Genomic DNA, 17,140 nt, shown 5'->3' on the forward strand with positions numbered 1-17,140 from the left:
ACGGCGGCGCCCCTGGCGCGCAAGCAGGCGGATCGGGTCATGATCTCTCTCACGAGCAGCGCGGTGGAGGCGGTGAAGGCGGCCCTGTCGCAGGCTGTCCGCGCCGCTGACGGGCTGCGGCTGGTGGCGGGCGAGGGCGCGCGCGACACGCTGCGGGTGATGATGCACCTCGATGTCGCCCGCGCCGACGACGTGGTGATCGAGCAGGGCGGGCTGAAGCTGTTCCTGGATGACCGCTCGCAACGGTTCGCCGACGGCCTGCGCATTGATTTCGTGACCTCCCGTGCCGGCAGCGGCTTCGTGATCGAAGCCGACCTGCCGCATCGCGGCCTCCTCGGGTGAGGCCCGCCATGCCGGTGCCCGGCCACACGCGTTTCCGTTTGACGTTGTTCGTACCAACGCACCCTTGCCGGTGCTTTTCAACGCCACTCGCCTGGTAGATTGGAAGGGACCCCCATGCTCGCGAAGTCACCCTCGGCGGTTTCCGGACGATCGGGGCGCGCTGCCCCGGACGGGGCGGGGGCGGCCGCGCGCGCCAAGCCCGCGCGCACCGTCTTCCTCAATGACACCACCCTGCGCGACGGGGAGCAGGCGCCGGGCGTCGCCTTCTCGCGCCGGGAGAAGATCGAGATCGCCGAGGCGCTGGCGGCCGCCGGCGTGCCGGAGATCGAGGCCGGCACGCCCGCCATGGGCGACGAGGAAATCGAGACCCTGCGTTCCATCGCGTCCCTGAAGCTGCCCATGCGGGTGGTGGCGTGGTGCCGCATGGGCGAGCAGGACCTGTTCGCGGCGGTGGCGGCGGGCGTGACCGCGGTCAACCTGTCCATTCCGGTGTCGGACCGGCAGCTTCAAGGCAAGCTCGGCCGTGATCGGGAATGGGCGCTGGGCGCCTTGCGCCATGTGGTGGGCCTTGCCCGCAAGATCGGCTTCACGGTGGCGGTGGGCTGCGAGGATGCCTCGCGGGCCGATCCCGATTTCCTGTGCCAGGTGGCCGAGGCGGCGCGGGATGTTGGCGCGTTCCGACTGCGTCTCGCGGACACGCTGGGCGTGCTCGATCCCTTCTCCACTTATGCGCTGGTGCGCCGGGTGGCCAATGCCACCGATCTGGAGATCGAGTTTCATGCCCATGACGACCTCGGTCTTGCCACCGCCAACACGCTGGCGGCGGTGACCGGCGGCGCGCGGCATGTGTCGGTGACGGTCACGGGCCTTGGCGAGCGCGCCGGCAATGCGGCGCTGGAGGAGGTGGCGATCGCCCTGCGGCAGACCGCGCGGGCGGAGACCGGCATCGACCCGCGGGCGCTGCGGCCGCTGGCACAGCGGGTGATGGACGCGGCGGGCCGGCCCATGCCGCGCACCAAGGCCATCGTCGGCGACGATGTGTTCACCCACGAATCCGGCATCCATGTCTCCGGGCTGCTGAAGGACCGCGCCACCTACGAGGCCCTCAACCCGGACCTGCTGGGTCGGCGTCACATCCTGGTGCTGGGCAAGCATTCGGGCCTGGCGGCGGTGACCCATGCGCTGTCGGAGCAGGGGCTGAACGCGGACGAGGCGCGCGGGCGCACCATTCTGGACCGGGTGCGCGAGTATGCCACCCGCACCAAGCAGAACGTGTCCGCGGAGGTGTTGCGGCGGTTCTACGAGGAAAGCTTCACCGACGAGGCGCTGCGCCGTCGCCATGTGGCCGTGATGGGAGCCTGACCATGATCATGGGACGCCCGAAGGCAACGCCCACCGACGTGCCCCCGGCTGCGGCGGCCGAGTCCGCCGCGCCGCACCGCTCGGTGTGGCAGTTCATCCGCGAGGACATCAATTGCGTCAAGTCGCGTGATCCGGCGGCCCGCAACACGTTCGAGATCATCCTGACCTATCCCGGCGTGCACGCGGTGATCTGGCATCGCCTGGCCAGCCGGCTGTGGCGCCGGGGCGTGAAGTTTCCGGCCCGCTTCCTGTCCTGGCTCGGCCGCTTCCTCACCAACGTGGACATTCATCCGGGCGCCACCATCGGTCGTCGCTTCTTCATCGATCACGGCGCCGGCGTGGTGATCGGGGAGACCGCGGAGGTGGGCGACGATGTCACCCTTTATCACGGTGTCACCCTGGGCGGCACCTCCTGGACCGCGGGCAAGCGCCATCCCACCCTGCGCGATGGCGTGCTGGTGGGGGCGGGCGCCAAGATCCTCGGCCCCATCACCGTGGGCGCGGGCTGCCGCATCGGCGCCAATTCGGTGCTGATCGAGGATGTGCCGCCGGGCATGACGGTGGTGGGCATTCCCGGGCGCGTGGTGAAGCCCATGGCGGACCGGCGCCGGCTGGGCGACGGGCGCATCGACCTTGAGCACCACCTGATGCCGGATCCGGTGGGCGAGGCCATCGTGTCGCTGCTTGACCGCATCGAGTTCCTCGAGGCGCGGCTGTCGCATCTGCAGGGGGAGTTGCATCGCTCTCGCCCGGCGGGCGGCAGCGCCACCGCCGACGAGGCGGCGTGAGCGGATCGCCCGCCGGCGGGAACGGCGGCGGGCAGGGTGAAAGATCGTGTTTTCCGTCCCGCGGCGACGGGGCGGCCAGGAGTGCGGCGATCCGGCGGACAGGGGGCTGCATTCCGCCCAAGCGCGGGGACGGGCTTGGGTTCCCCCGGAAGGGGCAATGAGAATGGAGGTTGGCATGACGGTTCTCGATACGCTGAAGTCGCTGTCCAGCGCCGAAGAGTTCTTCACCACCCTCAAGGTGGACTATCAGCCGGAGGTGCTGCAGGTGCTGCGCCTGCATATCCTGCGGCGGATGGGACAATACCTTGTTTCCGCTGACTTCGAGGGCAAGAGCGACGAGGAAGTCTTCGCTGCCGCCCAATCCATGCTGGCGCAGGCCTATGAGGATTTCATCAAGTCCAACCCGATGGCGGAACGGGTGTTCAAGGTGCTCAAGGAGCACGATCCCAATCGGCCGGCGACCCCCGGCCCCAAGCCCGCGTTCGTGCCTCTGACCACGCTGACCACCGGCAGCTAGGACGAGGCCGACGCTTTCGTCGCGCCGCAGACGCGCCGCGACCGGTTGCCCTCTCTCCGCAGGCGTGGGTGTTTGACCCGGTATTGCGAGAGTTCCCTTATTTTTCCATGTGCTGATTGCTCAGCGCAGGCGGGGGGAGGGTAACGTTTCCCAGAGGCCGGGCCTGCCCATCGCGTGGCGTGCCCGGCCTTTGCATGTTCCGCCCGGCCGGGTGGGACGGGTGGGACGGTGGCGCGGCGGGGCGAGTCGTGAAGGCGCGGGCCGCCGTCGGGTGGATTGGAGCCTGACGGCGTCGGGGGCGCTGACCGATGGGGCCACGGCGTCGCCGGATGCACTGGCGGGACAGGCGGGTGCCTGTCCGCGGGAATGGCCGTCGGGCGGGCGCGGATTGGCTTTCTCCTCCCCTCCCGGTCCGGGCTTTCCCGGCGCGGGGCGGGGAAGCGGGGCCAGGGGTGCCGCCGGCTCCGGGGCGGCGGGGGAGGGGCGCGTGGCCCCGGCGGGATGCTGCGGCGCACAAGAAGCGGTCAATCGGCGTCGTCTCCCACTATTTGTGCAAGGCCGGCGGCTTGAACGCCTTGGCAGATGGGAGTAGCAAGGCGCCGCTCGGCTCCTGCTCGATACGACAGGCTCATTTCCGGGGAACAGGCATGGCCCGCAACAAGATTGCCCTTATCGGGGCCGGCCAGATCGGCGGAACCCTCGCCCTTCTGGCCGGGCTGAAGGATTTGGGCGACGTGGTCCTGTTCGACCTGGTGGAGGGCGTGCCCCAGGGCAAGGCCCTGGATCTGGCCGAGCTGGCGCCGGTGGCCGGCTTCGACGCCAGCTTCGCCGGCACCAACACCTATGACGCCATTGCCGGCGCCGACGTGGTGATCGTCACCGCCGGCGTGCCGCGCAAGCCGGGCATGAGCCGCGACGACCTGCTGGCCATCAACCTCAAGGCGATGGAGCAGGTGGGGGCTGGTATACGTAAGTACGCGCCGGAAGCCTTTGTCATCTGCATCACCAACCCGCTCGACGCGATGGTGTGGGCGCTGCAGCGCACCAGCGGCCTGCCGCCGGCCAAGGTGGTGGGCATGGCGGGCGTGCTGGACGCCGCCCGTTTTCGATACTTCCTGGCCGATGAATTTGGTGTGTCGGTGGAGGATGTCACCGCCTTCGTGCTTGGCGGCCACGGCGACACGATGGTGCCTCTGGTGCGCTATTCCACGGTGGGCGGCATACCGGTGCCGGACCTCATCCGCATGGGCTGGACCAGCGAGGCGCGGGTCGCCGCCATGGTGGAGCGCACCCGCAACGGCGGTGCGGAGATCGTCAACCTGCTGAAGACCGGCTCGGCGTTCTACGCGCCGGCGGCCGCCGCCATCGCCATGGCGGAGAGCTATCTCAAGGACAAGCGCCGGCTTCTGCCGGCGGCGGCGCGCCTCAACGGCGAATACGGATTGAAGGATATCTACGTGGGCGTGCCGGTGGTCATCGGCGCGCGGGGGGTGGAGCGCATCGTCGAGGTCGAGCTCGACCACGCGGAGCGCGCCATGTTCGAAAAATCGGTCGCCTCGGTCGAAGGACTGGTGGAGGCCTGTCTGAAGATCGCACCCGATCTCGGGAAGTGATCTCGGTCAACGGCGGTGCTCCCTCGGGTGCGCCGCCATCGTGCCGGCGGTCAAGCCGGCGAGGTGAAGGAGACGAATGTTCCCCTCCTCGGGGCGCGGCGCGCCGCTTCGGCCATAAGGTCGGGACGTCGGGTCGGGCTCCAGCAGCGCGATGGACGGCGGTGCAATGGAGGCGGTCCGCGCACGTTCCAGCCACGGGTTCGGCTGCGGACGGCCAGGGTCGGTTCAGGGGGGTAGGGGCACTTCGCAACCCTCAGGGGACGAAGAGATGAATATTCACGAGTACCAAGCCAAGGCGCTCCTGAAGACGTTCGGTGCGCCGGTCTCGCGCGGCGTGCCCGTGCTCAAGGTGGAAGACGCCGAGGCGGCAGCCAAGGAACTCGGCGGTCCGCTCTGGGTCGTGAAGTCCCAGATCCACGCCGGCGGGCGCGGCAAGGGCAAGTTCAAGGAAGAGGCCGCCGGCGAGAAGGGCGGCGTGCGCCTCGCCAAGTCCATCGACGAGGTGAAGCTGTTCGTCGAGCAGATGCTCGGCAACACCCTCGTCACCGTCCAGACCGGCCCGGTCGGCAAGCAGGTGAACCGCCTGTATCTGGAAGATGGCTCGGACATCGAGAAGGAATTCTACATTTCCTTGCTGGTGGACCGCGAGACCTCCCGCGTCGCTTTCGTGGTGTCCACGGAAGGCGGCATGGACATCGAGGAAGTGGCCCATTCCACCCCCGAGAAGATCGTCACCTTCTCGGTGGACCCGGTGACCGGCGTGCAGGGCTTCCACGGCCGCAAGGTGGCCGACGCGCTCGGCCTGAGCGGCGACCTCGCCAAGCAGGCGGGCAAGCTGGTGGCGGTGCTCTACAAGGCCTTCACCGAAACCGACATGGCCATGCTCGAGATCAACCCGCTGATCGTCACCAAGGACGCCCAGCTGCGCGTGCTCGACGCCAAGGTGACCTTCGATTCCAACGCCCTCTACCGTCACCCCGAGCTCGCCGAGCTGCGCGACCTGACGGAAGAGGACGAGAAGGAGATCGAAGCCTCCAAGTACGACCTCGCCTATATCGCTCTCGACGGCACCATCGGCTGCATGGTGAACGGCGCGGGCCTCGCCATGGCCACCCTCGACATCATCCAGCTCTATGGCGAAAGCCCGGCCAACTTCCTCGACGTGGGCGGCGGCGCCAATGAAGAGAAGGTGACGGCGGCGTTCAAGATCATCACCGCGGACCCGAACGTGAAGGGCATCCTGGTGAACATCTTCGGCGGCATCATGCAGTGCGACGTGATCGCGCGCGGCGTGCTGGCGGCGGTGAAGGCGGTGGGCCTCCAGGTGCCGCTGGTGGTGCGCCTGGAAGGCACCAATGTTGAAGAAGGCAAGAAGATCATCCGCGAGAGCGGCCTGAACGTGATCCCCGCCGATGACCTGGACGACGCCGCGCAGAAGATCGTGGCGGCTGTGAAGAAGGATGCCGCGTGATGTCCGTGCTGATCGACGCCAACACCAAGGTCATCACCCAGGGCTTCACCGGCAAGAACGGCACGTTCCACGCCCAGCAGGCCATCGCCTACGGCACCAAGATGGTCGGCGGCACCTCGCCGGGCAAGGGCGGCTCCACCCACCTCGGCCTGCCGGTGTTCGACACCGTGATCGAGGCCAAGGAGAAGACCGGGGCCGACGCCTCGGTGATCTACGTGCCGCCGCCCGGCGCGGCGGACGCCATCCTGGAAGCCATCGACGCCGAGATCCCGCTCATCGTCTGCATCACCGAGGGCATCCCGGTGCTGGACATGGTGCGGGTGAAGCGGGCGCTTTCCGGTTCCAAGTCGCGCCTCATCGGCCCCAACTGCCCCGGCATCGTCACCGCCGGCCAGTCGAAGATCGGCATCATGCCGGCCAACATCTTCAAGGTGGGCTCGGTGGGCGTGGTCTCGCGCTCCGGCACGCTGACCTATGAAGCGGTGTTCCAGACCACCCAGGAAGGCCTCGGCCAGACCTCGGCGGTGGGCATCGGCGGCGACCCGGTGAAGGGCACCGAGTTCATCGACGTGCTGGAGCTGTTCCTGGCCGACCCCAACACCACGTCGATCATCATGATCGGCGAGATCGGCGGCTCGGCCGAGGAGGACGCCGCCCAGTTCATCGCCGACGAGGCGAAGAAGGGCCGCAAGAAGCCGATGGTGGGCTTCATCGCTGGCCGCACGGCGCCTCCCGGCCGCCGCATGGGTCATGCCGGCGCCATCATCTCCGGCGGCAAGGGCGGGGCCGAGGACAAGATCGCGGCGATGGAAGCGGCCGGCATCAAGGTGTCGCCCTCTCCGGCCCGCCTCGGCAAGACCCTGGTGGAAGTGCTGAAGGGCTGAGGCCCGGCGTCCCTTGCAGGGGGGCGCGATCTTCCCGGGCGCGGCTTCGGCGGCGCCCGGGTCCGGCAGCTCCGGTGGCGGCAGCCCCGCCACCGGGCGGCGCGAGCGGTTTCGCGGCAGGTTTGTGCCCGGGTGGGTAGCCCCGGGTGGCCCGGGCCGGCTGGCGCGCCAATGAGGAAGACGGGGAGGGGGAAACGTTGGCTCTGAATTTCGCCGTGTTTTCCGGCGAGGGGCGGGGCGGCAAAGTGCGGTCACGCGGATGACGCGCGTCAGGTCGACTTTTGTCGTGGGCCTGGCGGGACTATGTAGAGCGGATGAGCACCCCTGGCCGTGGCTGCCACGAGCCGGGCAGGGGGTGGAAAAGGCGCGCCGGCCTCGGCCGGAGCGTCGTGTTTGTGGCAGATTTTTCGGTTTCGGGCTTGGTTTTCTGTGCGGAACGCGCACAAGGAGGGCGAGGCCCGAGGCTATCCGGGAAGACACCCATGTCGCGCGCGGAACAGAACGATATTTTGCTGAATACCTCCTTCCTCTATGGCGCCAATGCCGCCTGGATCGAGGATCTCTACGCCCGCTACGAGAAGGACCCGAGCTCGGTGGATGCCGAGTGGCAGAGCTTCTTCGGCGCGCTGAAGGATGATCCCACCCAGGTGATCGAGAATGCCCGCGGCGCCTCCTGGAAGCGGCCCAACTGGCCGGTGCACGCCAATGGCGAGCTGGTCTCGGCCATGGACGGCCAGTGGATCGAGGTGGAGAAGCACGTCGCCGACAAGGTGAAGGCCAAGGCGCAGAAGGTCGGCGTGGAGCTGTCGGCCCAGGACGTGCAGCAGGCCACCCGCGATTCCGTCAAGGCGCTGATGATGATCCGCGCCTATCGCATGCGCGGCCACCTGCATGCCAACCTGGATCCGCTGGGCCTGACCCCGCCGCGCGAGGCGCCGGAGCTGGACCCGGTGTCCTACGGCTTCTTCGAGGCCGACCTCGACCGCAAGATCTTCATCGACCACGTGCTGGGCCTTGAGTTCGCCACGGTGCGCGAGATGGTCGCCATCCTGCGCCGGACCTACTGCTCGGACGTGGGCGTGGAATTCATGCACATCTCCTCGCCGGAGGAGAAGGCCTGGATCCAGGAGCGCATCGAGGGGCCGGACAAGGAGGTGACCTTCACCCGCGAGGGCAAGCGCGCCATCCTCAACAAGCTGGTGGAGGCCGAGGGCTTCGAGAAGTTCCTTGACGTCAAGTACACCGGCACCAAGCGCTTCGGCCTGGATGGCGGCGAGAGCCTGATCCCGGCGCTGGAGCAGATCATCAAGCGCGGCGGCAATCTCGGCCTCAAGGAGATCGTGTTCGGCATGGCCCATCGCGGCCGCCTGAACGTGCTGACCCAGGTGATGGGCAAGCCGCACCGGGCCCTGTTCCACGAGTTCAAGGGCGGCTCCTGGGCGCCCGATGACGTGGAGGGCTCGGGCGACGTGAAGTACCATCTCGGCGCCTCGTCCGACCGCGAGTTCGACAACAACAAGGTCCACCTGTCGCTGACCGCCAACCCGTCGCACCTGGAGATCGTCGATCCGGTGGTGCTCGGCAAGGCGCGCGCCAAGCAGGACCAGTGGGGCGACACCGAGCGGGTGAAGGTGCTGCCGCTCATCCTGCACGGCGACGCCGCGTTCGCCGGCCAGGGCGTGGTGGCCGAATGCCTCGGCCTGTCGGGCCTGAAGGGCCACCGCACCGGCGGCTCGCTGCACTTCATCATCAACAACCAGATCGGCTTCACCACCAATCCGCGCTATTCGCGCTCCTCGCCCTATCCGTCCGACGTGGCGAAGATGATCGAGGCGCCGATCCTGCACTGCAACGGCGACGATCCGGAAGCGGTGGTGTTCTGTGCCAAGGTGGCCATCGAGTTCCGCCAGCGCTTCCACAAGCCGGTGGTCATCGACATGTTCTGCTACCGCCGCTTCGGCCACAACGAGGGCGACGAGCCGTCGTTCACCCAGCCGAAGATGTACAAGGTGATCCGTCAGCACCCGAGCGTGCTGGAGCTGTACGGCAAGAAGCTGGAAGCCGAGGGCGTGGTCACCGCCGGCGAGCTCGACACCATGCGCGGCGCCTGGCGCGACCGCCTGGAGGCCGAGTACGAGGCCGGCCAGGCCTACAAGCCCAACAAGGCGGACTGGCTGGACGGCCGCTGGGCCGGCTTCAAGGCCGCCCAGGAAAGCGACGATCCGCGCCGCGGCAACACCGGCGTGCCGGTGGACACGCTGAAGAGCATCGGCGCGAAGATCACCACCGTGCCGGAGGGCTTCAAGGTCCACCGCACCATTCAGCGCTTCCTCGACAACCGTCGCAAGGCGATCGAGGAGGGGGCCGGCATCGATTGGGCGACCGGCGAGGCGCTGGCCTTCTCCAGCCTGCTGCTGGAAGGCCATCCGGTGCGCCTGTCCGGCCAGGACGTGGAGCGCGGCACCTTCTCCCAGCGCCATTCGGTGCTGCTCGACCAGGAGACCGAGGCGCGCTACAAGCCCTTCAACCACCTCTCCGACACCCAGGCCAAGTACGAGGTCATCAACTCGATGCTCTCGGAAGAGGCGGTGCTGGGCTTCGAATATGGCTACACCCTTTCCGAGCCCAACACGCTGGTGCTGTGGGAGGCGCAGTTCGGCGACTTCGCCAACGGCGCCCAGGTGGTGTTCGACCAGTTCATTTCCTCGGGCGAGCGCAAGTGGCTGCGCATGAGCGGCCTGGTGTGCCTGCTGCCGCACGGCTATGAGGGCCAGGGTCCGGAGCATTCCTCCGCCCGCCTGGAGCGCTACCTCCAGCTGTGCGCCGAGGACAACATGCAGGTGGCGAACGTCACCACCCCGGCCAACTACTTCCACATCCTGCGCCGGCAGCTGAACCGCGAGTTCCGCAAGCCGCTCATCCTGATGACGCCGAAATCCCTGCTGCGTCACAAGAAGGCGGTGTCGCGCCTCGACGATCTGGTGGCCGGGACCTCGTTCCACCGGGTGCTGTGGGACGATGGCCAGACGCATCCGGATGTCGCCGGCGTCACCCTGGTGCCGGACGAGAAGATCCGCCGTGTCGTGCTGTCCACCGGCAAGGTCTATTACGACCTGCTGGAGGAGCGCGAGAAGCGGGGCGTGAACGACGTCTACCTCCTGCGCGTGGAGCAGCTCTATCCGTTCCCGCTGAAGACGCTGGTTCAGGAGCTGTCCCGCTTCAAGAACGCCGAAGTGGTGTGGTGCCAGGAAGAGCCGAAGAACCAGGGGTCCTGGTTCTTCGTCCAGCCCTACCTGGAATGGGTGCTGGAGCAGGCGGGCGGGGCGGCCAAGCGGCCGCGTTACGCCGGTCGCCCGGCCTCGGCGGCCACCGCCACCGGCCTCATGTCCAAGCACCTGGCGCAGCTCAAGGCTTTCCTCGAAGAAGCCCTGGGCTGAGGGCGGGCCGTGCCGCACTTCCTTCTGCGCCTGACCCCGCCGCGCCCGTCGTTCCCCAGCGATGCGCGCGAGGCGGAACTGGATGCCATGGTCGCCCACGGCGCCTTCTGGCAGGGCGAGGCCGATGCCGGCCGCGCCCTCGCCGTGGGGCCGGTGGCCGATCCGGCCGGCATCTGGGGGCTGGCGCTGGTGGAGGTCGCGGACGAGGCCGCAGCGGAGGCGCTGGCCGCGGCCGATCCGGTCATCACCGCGAACCTGGGCTTCACCTATGGGGTGATGCCGCTGCTGTCGCTGATTACCCGCCGTGTCGAGGGCACGGCGGACGACACCCCCATCCTGCGTCGGGCCGACGGCCCGGCGGATGATTCACACATCCCGTGCCGGGCCGAGCGCCCGGCGCCTGCCGACATTTGAGGGAGGCCCCGGACAGGGGCGAGAACAATGGCGACCGAGATCCGCGTACCCACACTGGGCGAGTCCGTGACGGAAGCGACCATCGGCAAGTGGTTCAAGAAGCCCGGCGAGGCCGTCAAGGCGGACGAGCCCATCGTGGAGCTGGAGACCGACAAGGTCACCGTCGAGGTGCCGGCCCCGGCCGCCGGCGTGCTCGCCGAGATCGTCGCCAAGGACGGTGACACCGTCGGCGTCGGCGCGCTGCTCGGCTCCATCACCGAAGGCGCCGGTGCCGCCGTCGCGGCGCCCGCCGCCGCTCCGGCGCCGGCTCCCGCGCCCGCTCCCGTGGCCGCCGCTGCGCCGGTGGCCGCCGCCGCCAACGGCCCGGCCGTCGCCCGCATCGCCGCCGAGACCGGCGTGAACCCGGCCGCCGTTCCCGGCACCGGCAAGGACGGACGCGTGACCAAGGGCGACATCCTGGCGGCCGTGGCCTCCGGCGTGCCGTCGGTGGCCGCTGCAGCGCCCGCCGCTCCGCGCGCCCCGTCCGCGCCGGTGGACGCCGCCCGCGAGGAGCGGGTGAAGATGACCAAGCTGCGGCAGACCATCGCCCGCCGCCTGAAGGACGCGCAGAACACCGCCGCCATGCTCACCACGTTCAACGACGTGGACATGAGCGCGGTGATGGGCCTGCGCGCCCAGTTCAAGGACGCCTTCGAGAAGAAGCACGGCACCAAGCTCGGCTTCATGGGCTTCTTCACCAAGGCGGTGATCGCCGCCCTGAAGGACCTGCCGGCGGTGAACGCCGAGATCGACGGCACCGACATCGTCTACAAGAACTACTACAACATCGGCATCGCGGTGGGCACCGAGAAGGGGCTCGTGGTGCCGGTGGTGCGCGACGCCGATCAGCTCTCGGTGGCGGACATCGAGAAGCAGATCGCCGGCTATGGCCGCAAGGCGCGTGACGGCAAGCTCGGCATCGAGGACATGCAGGGCGGCACCTTCACCATCACCAACGGCGGCATCTACGGCTCGCTGATGTCCACCCCGATCCTCAATGCGCCGCAGTCGGGCATCCTCGGCATGCACCGCATCGAGGAGCGTCCGATCGTGGTGAAGGGCCAGATCGTGGTGCGTCCGATGATGTATCTGGCGCTCTCCTACGACCACCGGATCGTCGACGGCCGCGAGGCCGTGACGTTCCTGGTGCGCGTCAAGGAGACCCTGGAGGACCCGGCGCGGCTCGTGCTGGATCTGTGATGCAGGCGGGCTGAGCGATCCCGGGTCGTCCGTCGCGGCGACCCGGAGGCTCGCGCTGGCGGGGAGGTCCTTTGATGGCGAGCCACCTGACCGAGTATCTGACCCTGATGGCGGTGTTCGCGCTTGCGGCCGTCGCGCCGGGGCCGGATTTCGCCGTGGTGGCGCGCCAGAGCGTGGTGTTCGGCCGGCGGTCCGGCATCTTCGCCAGCCTCGGCATCGGCGCAGCACTGCTGGTCCATGCCGGCTACACATTGGCAGGGCTGGGCCTGCTGGTGGCGCACTCGCTTCCCGCGTTCACCCTGCTCAAGTGGGCGGGGTGCGCCTATCTCGTATATGTCGGGCTGCGGACCTGGTCGGCGCCCGCTCCGCTTTCCGCCGCCCCGGAGGCAGGCGACCGGGGGAGCGGCCGGTCGCCGATCTCCGATGGCCGCAGCTTCGCCCTCGGCTTTCTCACCAATGCCTTGAACCCCAAGGCAGTGCTGTTCTTCCTGTCCCTGTTCGGAACGGTGGTGAGCGCCGCTACGCCACTGGCGCTCCAGGGGCTCTATGCGTTGTCCATGGCCGTGTTCCTCGCCTGCTGGTTCACGGTCGTCGCCTGCGCCTTCACCGGACGGGCCGTGCGTGACGGCCTCGCCCGCCTTGGCCGCTGGTTCAACCGGATCACCGGCGCACTTCTCATCGGCCTCGGCATCCGGATCGCCTTTCAAAGGGCCGTGGCGGCGCCCTGAGGCGGGCGCAGGCGCGACGGCCCCCATCTTGAGGGAATACCCATGTCCTACGATCTCATCATCATCGGCACCGGCCCCGGCGGCTATGTGGCGGCCATTCGCGCTGCCCAGCTCGGCCTCAAGGTGGCCGTGGCGGAGAAGCGCGGCACTCATGGCGGCACCTGCCTGAATGTGGGCTGCATCCCGTCCAAGGCCCTGCTCTACGCCTCCGAGCTGTTCGAGGAAGCCGGCCACAAGTTCGCCGACATGGGCATCGGCGTGTCGGCGCCGCAGCTCGACCTGCCCACCATGCTCGGCTTCAAGGACAAGGGCGTGGACGGCAATGTGAAGGGCGTCGAGTTCCTGCTGAAGAAGAACAAGGTGGACGTCTACATGGGCGCCGCCAAGATCCTGGCCCCGGGCAAGGTGGAGGTGACCCTCAACGCCGACGGCAAGGTGGAGACGCTGGAGACCCGGAACATCCTGATCGCCACCGGCTCGGACGTGGCGCCGCTGCCCGGCGTCGCCATCGACGAAAGCCGCATCGTGTCGTCCACCGGCGCGCTGGCGCTCCCCAAGGTGCCCGGCAAGCTGGTGGTGGTTGGCGCCGGCGTCATCGGCCTGGAACTGGGCTCGGTGTGGCGCCGCCTCGGTGCCCAGGTGACGGTGGTGGAGTTCCTCGACCGCATCCTGCCCGGCATGGACAGCGAAGTGGCGCGTTCGTTCCAGCGCATCCTGGAGAAGCAGGGCTTTGCGTTCAAGCTCGGCACCAAGGTGACAGGCGTGGATTCCTCGGGCGAGACCCTGAAGGTTTCCGTTGAGCCCGCCGCCGGCGGCGCGGCCGAGGTGCTGGAGGCGGACGTGGTGCTGGTGGCCATCGGCCGCATTCCCTACACCGCCGGCCTGGGCCTGGAGGAGGTGGGTGTCGCCAAGGACCCGAAGGGTCGCGTGGTGACGGACGCCCATTACGCCACTTCGGTGCCCGGCATCTACGCCATCGGTGACGTGATCGCCGGCCCCATGCTCGCCCACAAGGCCGAGGACGAGGGCGTGGCCGTGGCCGAGATCCTCGCTGGCAAGGCGGGCCATGTGAATTACGACGTGATCCCCGGCGTGGTCTACACGTTCCCGGAAGTCGCCTCGGTGGGCAAGACCGAGGACGAACTGAAGGCGGCTGGCATTGCCTACAAGGTGGGCAAGTTCCCCTTCACGGCCAATGGCCGCACCAAGGTGAACAACACCACCGACGGCTTCGTGAAGATCCTCGCCGACGCGGTGACCGACCGGGTTCTGGGCGCCCACATCATCGGCCCGGAAGCGGGCGAGATGATCCACGAGGCCGCGGTGCTGATGGAGTTCGCCGGTTCGTCGGAGGATCTGGCCCGCACCTGCCACGCCCATCCCACCCGCTCCGAGGCGGTGAAGGAAGCCGCGTTGGCGGTGGAGAAGCGCGCCATCCACATGTGAGGCCCGAAGGCCCGTGCGCTCGACTCACGGGCCTTTGCTCAAGGCGTGCGCCTGCTTGTGTGTGACCCCGCTTTCGGGTGAATCCAGGCGGCGCCGGTCGAGAATCGCAGTCGAAGGGGTGGTCCGCGCACGCCGCGGGGCGCGCCTCCCAGGCGCCGGTTCCGCCACCGCCAGGGCACACGGCCGCCGGACCCTGGCCGGCATCGCCGGGAGAGATGCGAAAAGCCGGCCGGAGGATTTCCGGCCGGCTTTTTCTTTGCCCCGGGCCGGCGCGGCGACGCTGCGGCCACGCGCAAAAAAAGGCCCCTCGGGACGGATGTCCGGAGGGGCTTGGAGGAGGTCAGTTGGTCTATCGGCAGGGCCGATCGATGGCTGCAAGGTGATCTGCTTCGGCTAACAAATGGTTGCCGCCCTGTCACCGCACGTGGGCGTGATCGCAGGTCCGGTCACGATGTGGAATAGGTCACGGCCTCGATGCGCCAGCCGTCAGGGTCCTTGATGAAGCCGGCGTAATAGGTCTCTCCATATTGCGGGCGGGGACCCGGGGCGCCGTTGTCGGTGCCGCCGTTGGCGAGGCCGGCGGCGTGGAAGGCGTGCACCGCCGCCCGGTCGGGGGCGGTGAAGCACAGGTGGAAGCCGGGCGGGCACGCGATGGGACCGGGGCGCAGCTCCACCCAGAACGGAGCGGACCCGGGCGGGCTGTCCGGTGCCGGCAGGGTTCCGGCGGGGCCCCAGCAGGCCGAGATGCCGCCGTCGTCGGAATAGTCCGCCACCTTCACCAGCCCCAGAGGCGCCAGCACGGCGTCATAGAAGGCGATGGCGCGCTTCATGTCGGTGGTGCCCAGGGACATGTGCTCGATGACGGGCGCACGGGCGTCATGAAAGACCTCGCTCCGGCCGGCGCCGGGACTGCCGCGGCGCCATTATATCATTCTCTTTTCAATACGTTAGATCTTCCTTTAAGGAAAATTTGAGCGATCTGCCCCGCTGGTTGGCGGAACTCCTGGGCAGCTCCGGCGCATCGGCGTCGCGCCGGGCGGTGGGGTCAGGCGCGTGGATGGGCGGCGCGGTAGGCCGCCATGAGGGCGCTGGCGTCCACCTCCGTATAGATCTGCGTGGTGGAGAGGGACGCGTGGCCCAGCAGTTCCTGGATCGCCCGCAGGTCGCCGCCGCGCGACAGCAGGTGGGTGGCGAAGGAGTGGCGCAGGGCGTGGGGGGTGGCGCTGTCGGGCAGGCCGAGCGCGCCGCGCATGCGCTCGACGGCGAGCTGGACCACGCGGGGCGACAGCGGGCCGCCCCTGGTGCCGCGAAACAGCAGGCGGTCCGGCGCCAGCACGTGGGGGCACAGGCTCTTGTATTCGGCTATGGCGGCCGCCACCGGGGCGATGAGGGGCACCATGCGGGTCTTGCTGCCCTTGCCGGTCACGGTGATCTGGTCGGTGCCGGCCGTGACCATGCCGGCGGTGAGGCCGAGCGCCTCGGAAATGCGCAGGCCGGCGCCGTAGAGCAGGGCGATGACGGCGGCGTCGCGGGCCAGGATCCAGGGCTCGCGGGTGTCGCCGGCGCGGGTGGCGGGATCGGCCAGCGCCCGGGCGGCGTCCACGGACACCGGCTTGGGCAGGCTTTTCGGCACCTTGGGCGCGCGCACCGCCGTGAGCGCGCCGACTTTGCCCTGGCCCTCGCGCTCCAGGTGGCGGGCGAAGGAGCGGGCGGCGGCCAGCAGCCGCACCAGGGTGCGCGGTGCCACGCCATCGGCGCGCCGCGCCGCCAGCACCGCGCGCACGTCGGCGGGCTTGAGCGCGGCGAGGGCGGGCAGGGCGGGCTGCTCGCCCAGGTGCTCGGTCAAGGTGCGCAGCACCAGAGCGAGGTCGCGGGCGTAGGCCTCCAAGGTCTTCTGCGACAGCCGGCGCTCATGGGCGAGGCGGGCAAGCCAGGCATCGGCGGCCGCCGCCACGTCCGGTGCCGCCACCGACATCAGGCCATGGGCGGCGCGCGCGGCGCGGTCTCGGTCGGTCATGGCCATGGCGGTTCTCCTGGAAACTCCCGCGCGCATGGCGGCGGGCGCAAGGGGCACGATGCGCCGGGGAATGTTGCCATTTCGCTCATGTCGCCGCCGGCGCGGCAATAGCGGCGCCGGTTCTGGCGACCAGACACGGCCCGGCCGGCACCGGCATGGAGCGGGGCGGCCTTGAACTTGCTTGCTCCGGCACGGCGCCGTGCCGCCCCCGGTCGCGTCGCGGAAGCGCCTGGCCGGGGCAGGGAAGGTCGCCAAGCGGACGCCCCGGTGTCGGCTTTCGCCCCCCGGCCCGTCCCGCCGCGCCGGCGTCGTTTGCGAGAGTGTCGTCATGGCCGTCGATTTCAGCCGTCCCCTGCAGACGTGGCTCCCCACCGCCACCTATCCGGGCTTTCGCTTCGGCCTGCCGGATATGGTGCTGGGCCAGCTGCCGGAGCCGGTCTCGATCGCGGTGGGACGCGCCTACAAGGGCTGGATCATCGAGACCGAAGCGGAACGGGGGGCGCTGGAGGCGGCGTTGAGCCGCCCGATTCCCCAGCCGGAGCCGGGCCGGCTCCATTTCAAGTCCGGACCCGATGCCGCCTGCGCGGCGCCGTCCCAGGGGCCGCCCTTCGTCGCGCTCTACGTTCCGCCGCGCGGCGGCTGGCCGTTCCTGGTGCTTTCCGCCTGGCCGCCGGACCCCGAGCGGCGCATCCGCATCCAGCGCGACCGCTATGTCTGGGAGGCCTTCGCTCAGGAGGGGGATGCGCGGGCGGAGCTTGAACGCCTCGCGGCTGCGCTGCCCCTGGCCCCGGTATTCATCCAGGCCGGCTGATACCAAAGGCCCATGAGTTTGACGCATGGGCCTTTGGTGAAGCCTGCGCGGCACTTGAGCGAAACCCACTT

At 69.1% G+C, this 17,140-nt stretch carries 15 protein-coding genes; 13 read left to right on the plus strand and 2 right to left on the minus strand.

Annotated elements, in window-relative coordinates:
* Positions 1–39 precede the first annotated feature (39 nt).
* The 12 genes from V5F53_RS19765 (at position 40) to lpdA (ending at position 14,241) form a co-directional block, all read left to right on the plus strand.
* The gene (locus tag V5F53_RS19765) at positions 40–342 is read left to right on the plus strand and encodes a HesB/IscA family protein (protein ID WP_393997431.1); all 303 of its coding nucleotides are present in this window, start codon (positions 40–42) and stop codon (positions 340–342) included.
* Between the two features lie 114 nt (positions 343–456).
* Positions 457–1,704, plus strand: a complete 1,248-nt coding sequence (gene nifV, locus V5F53_RS19770) for a homocitrate synthase (RefSeq protein WP_393997430.1) — start codon at positions 457–459, stop codon at positions 1,702–1,704.
* A 2-nt stretch (positions 1,705–1,706) separates the two neighbouring features.
* Positions 1,707–2,492, plus strand: a complete 786-nt coding sequence (gene cysE / locus V5F53_RS19775; RefSeq protein WP_393997429.1) for a serine O-acetyltransferase — start codon at positions 1,707–1,709, stop codon at positions 2,490–2,492.
* 175 nt (positions 2,493–2,667) lie between these two features.
* Positions 2,668–3,009, plus strand: a complete 342-nt coding sequence (gene nifW / locus V5F53_RS19780) for a nitrogenase stabilizing/protective protein NifW (protein WP_393997428.1) — start codon at positions 2,668–2,670, stop codon at positions 3,007–3,009.
* A 647-nt stretch (positions 3,010–3,656) separates the two neighbouring features.
* Positions 3,657–4,622, plus strand: coding sequence for a malate dehydrogenase (mdh, locus tag V5F53_RS19785; RefSeq protein ID WP_393997427.1), 966 nt, complete (start codon positions 3,657–3,659; stop codon positions 4,620–4,622).
* Positions 4,623–4,890: 268 nt separating this feature from the next.
* Positions 4,891–6,093 (plus strand): ADP-forming succinate--CoA ligase subunit beta, encoded by a 1,203-nt coding sequence (gene sucC / locus V5F53_RS19790; protein WP_393997426.1) that lies wholly within the window; start codon positions 4,891–4,893, stop codon positions 6,091–6,093.
* The gene (gene sucD, locus V5F53_RS19795; protein WP_393997425.1) at positions 6,093–6,977 is read left to right on the plus strand and encodes a succinate--CoA ligase subunit alpha; all 885 of its coding nucleotides are present in this window, start codon (positions 6,093–6,095) and stop codon (positions 6,975–6,977) included. The genes sucC and sucD overlap by 1 nt, the downstream gene beginning before the upstream one ends.
* A 482-nt stretch (positions 6,978–7,459) precedes the next feature.
* Positions 7,460–10,414, plus strand: a complete 2,955-nt coding sequence (locus tag V5F53_RS19800) for a 2-oxoglutarate dehydrogenase E1 component (protein ID WP_393997424.1) — start codon at positions 7,460–7,462, stop codon at positions 10,412–10,414.
* A 9-nt stretch (positions 10,415–10,423) separates the two neighbouring features.
* Positions 10,424–10,828 (plus strand): YciI family protein, encoded by a 405-nt coding sequence (locus V5F53_RS19805; protein WP_393997423.1) that lies wholly within the window; start codon positions 10,424–10,426, stop codon positions 10,826–10,828.
* 27 nt (positions 10,829–10,855) lie between these two features.
* Complete coding sequence (gene odhB / locus V5F53_RS19810) at positions 10,856–12,067, plus strand: 2-oxoglutarate dehydrogenase complex dihydrolipoyllysine-residue succinyltransferase (RefSeq protein ID WP_393997422.1); 1,212 nt, start codon at positions 10,856–10,858, stop codon at positions 12,065–12,067.
* 74 nt (positions 12,068–12,141) lie between these two features.
* On the plus strand, positions 12,142–12,795 hold the full coding sequence (locus tag V5F53_RS19815) for a LysE family translocator (protein ID WP_393997421.1): 654 nt from the start codon (positions 12,142–12,144) through the stop codon (positions 12,793–12,795).
* 42 nt (positions 12,796–12,837) lie between these two features.
* Positions 12,838–14,241: a dihydrolipoyl dehydrogenase gene (gene lpdA / locus V5F53_RS19820; protein WP_393997420.1), complete on the plus strand. Its 1,404-nt coding sequence runs from the start codon at positions 12,838–12,840 to the stop codon at positions 14,239–14,241.
* Positions 14,242–14,687: 446 nt separating this feature from the next.
* Here lpdA and V5F53_RS19825 read toward each other — a convergent pair whose 3' ends face one another.
* Together V5F53_RS19825 and V5F53_RS19830 are read right to left on the minus strand one after the other, a co-directional pair.
* Positions 14,688–15,092 (minus strand): VOC family protein, encoded by a 405-nt coding sequence (locus V5F53_RS19825; RefSeq protein ID WP_393997419.1) that lies wholly within the window; start codon positions 15,090–15,092, stop codon positions 14,688–14,690.
* Between the two features lie 194 nt (positions 15,093–15,286).
* Positions 15,287–16,264 (minus strand): tyrosine recombinase XerC, encoded by a 978-nt coding sequence (locus tag V5F53_RS19830; protein WP_393997418.1) that lies wholly within the window; start codon positions 16,262–16,264, stop codon positions 15,287–15,289.
* 322 nt (positions 16,265–16,586) lie between these two features.
* Here V5F53_RS19830 and V5F53_RS19835 point away from each other — a divergent pair, with 322 nt between their 5' ends.
* On the plus strand, positions 16,587–17,069 hold the full coding sequence (locus V5F53_RS19835; RefSeq protein WP_393997417.1) for a hypothetical protein: 483 nt from the start codon (positions 16,587–16,589) through the stop codon (positions 17,067–17,069).
* The last annotated feature ends 71 nt before the right edge of the window (positions 17,070–17,140 follow it).

Source organism: Xanthobacter cornucopiae (genome assembly GCF_043195065.2).
GTDB lineage: Bacteria > Pseudomonadota > Alphaproteobacteria > Rhizobiales > Xanthobacteraceae > Xanthobacter.

What these genes read in the sequence shown, in the direction of transcription:
- V5F53_RS19765 (WP_393997431.1), top strand. Translation starts at nt 40, where the DNA reads ATGATCTCTCTCACGAGCAGCGCGGTGGAGGCGGTGAAGGCGGCCCTG.
- nifV (WP_393997430.1), top strand. Translation starts at nt 457, where the DNA reads ATGCTCGCGAAGTCACCCTCGGCGGTTTCCGGACGATCGGGGCGCGCT.
- cysE (WP_393997429.1), top strand. Translation starts at nt 1,707, where the DNA reads ATGATCATGGGACGCCCGAAGGCAACGCCCACCGACGTGCCCCCGGCT.
- nifW (WP_393997428.1), top strand. Translation starts at nt 2,668, where the DNA reads ATGACGGTTCTCGATACGCTGAAGTCGCTGTCCAGCGCCGAAGAGTTC.
- mdh (WP_393997427.1), top strand. Translation starts at nt 3,657, where the DNA reads ATGGCCCGCAACAAGATTGCCCTTATCGGGGCCGGCCAGATCGGCGGA.
- sucC (WP_393997426.1), top strand. Translation starts at nt 4,891, where the DNA reads ATGAATATTCACGAGTACCAAGCCAAGGCGCTCCTGAAGACGTTCGGT.
- sucD (WP_393997425.1), top strand. Translation starts at nt 6,093, where the DNA reads ATGTCCGTGCTGATCGACGCCAACACCAAGGTCATCACCCAGGGCTTC.
- V5F53_RS19800 (WP_393997424.1), top strand. Translation starts at nt 7,460, where the DNA reads ATGTCGCGCGCGGAACAGAACGATATTTTGCTGAATACCTCCTTCCTC.
- odhB (WP_393997422.1), top strand. Translation starts at nt 10,856, where the DNA reads ATGGCGACCGAGATCCGCGTACCCACACTGGGCGAGTCCGTGACGGAA.
- V5F53_RS19815 (WP_393997421.1), top strand. Translation starts at nt 12,142, where the DNA reads ATGGCGAGCCACCTGACCGAGTATCTGACCCTGATGGCGGTGTTCGCG.
- lpdA (WP_393997420.1), top strand. Translation starts at nt 12,838, where the DNA reads ATGTCCTACGATCTCATCATCATCGGCACCGGCCCCGGCGGCTATGTG.
- V5F53_RS19825 (WP_393997419.1), bottom strand. Translation starts at nt 15,092, where the DNA reads ATGTCCCTGGGCACCACCGACATGAAGCGCGCCATCGCCTTCTATGAC.
- V5F53_RS19830 (WP_393997418.1), bottom strand. Translation starts at nt 16,264, where the DNA reads ATGGCCATGACCGACCGAGACCGCGCCGCGCGCGCCGCCCATGGCCTG.
- V5F53_RS19835 (WP_393997417.1), top strand. Translation starts at nt 16,587, where the DNA reads ATGGCCGTCGATTTCAGCCGTCCCCTGCAGACGTGGCTCCCCACCGCC.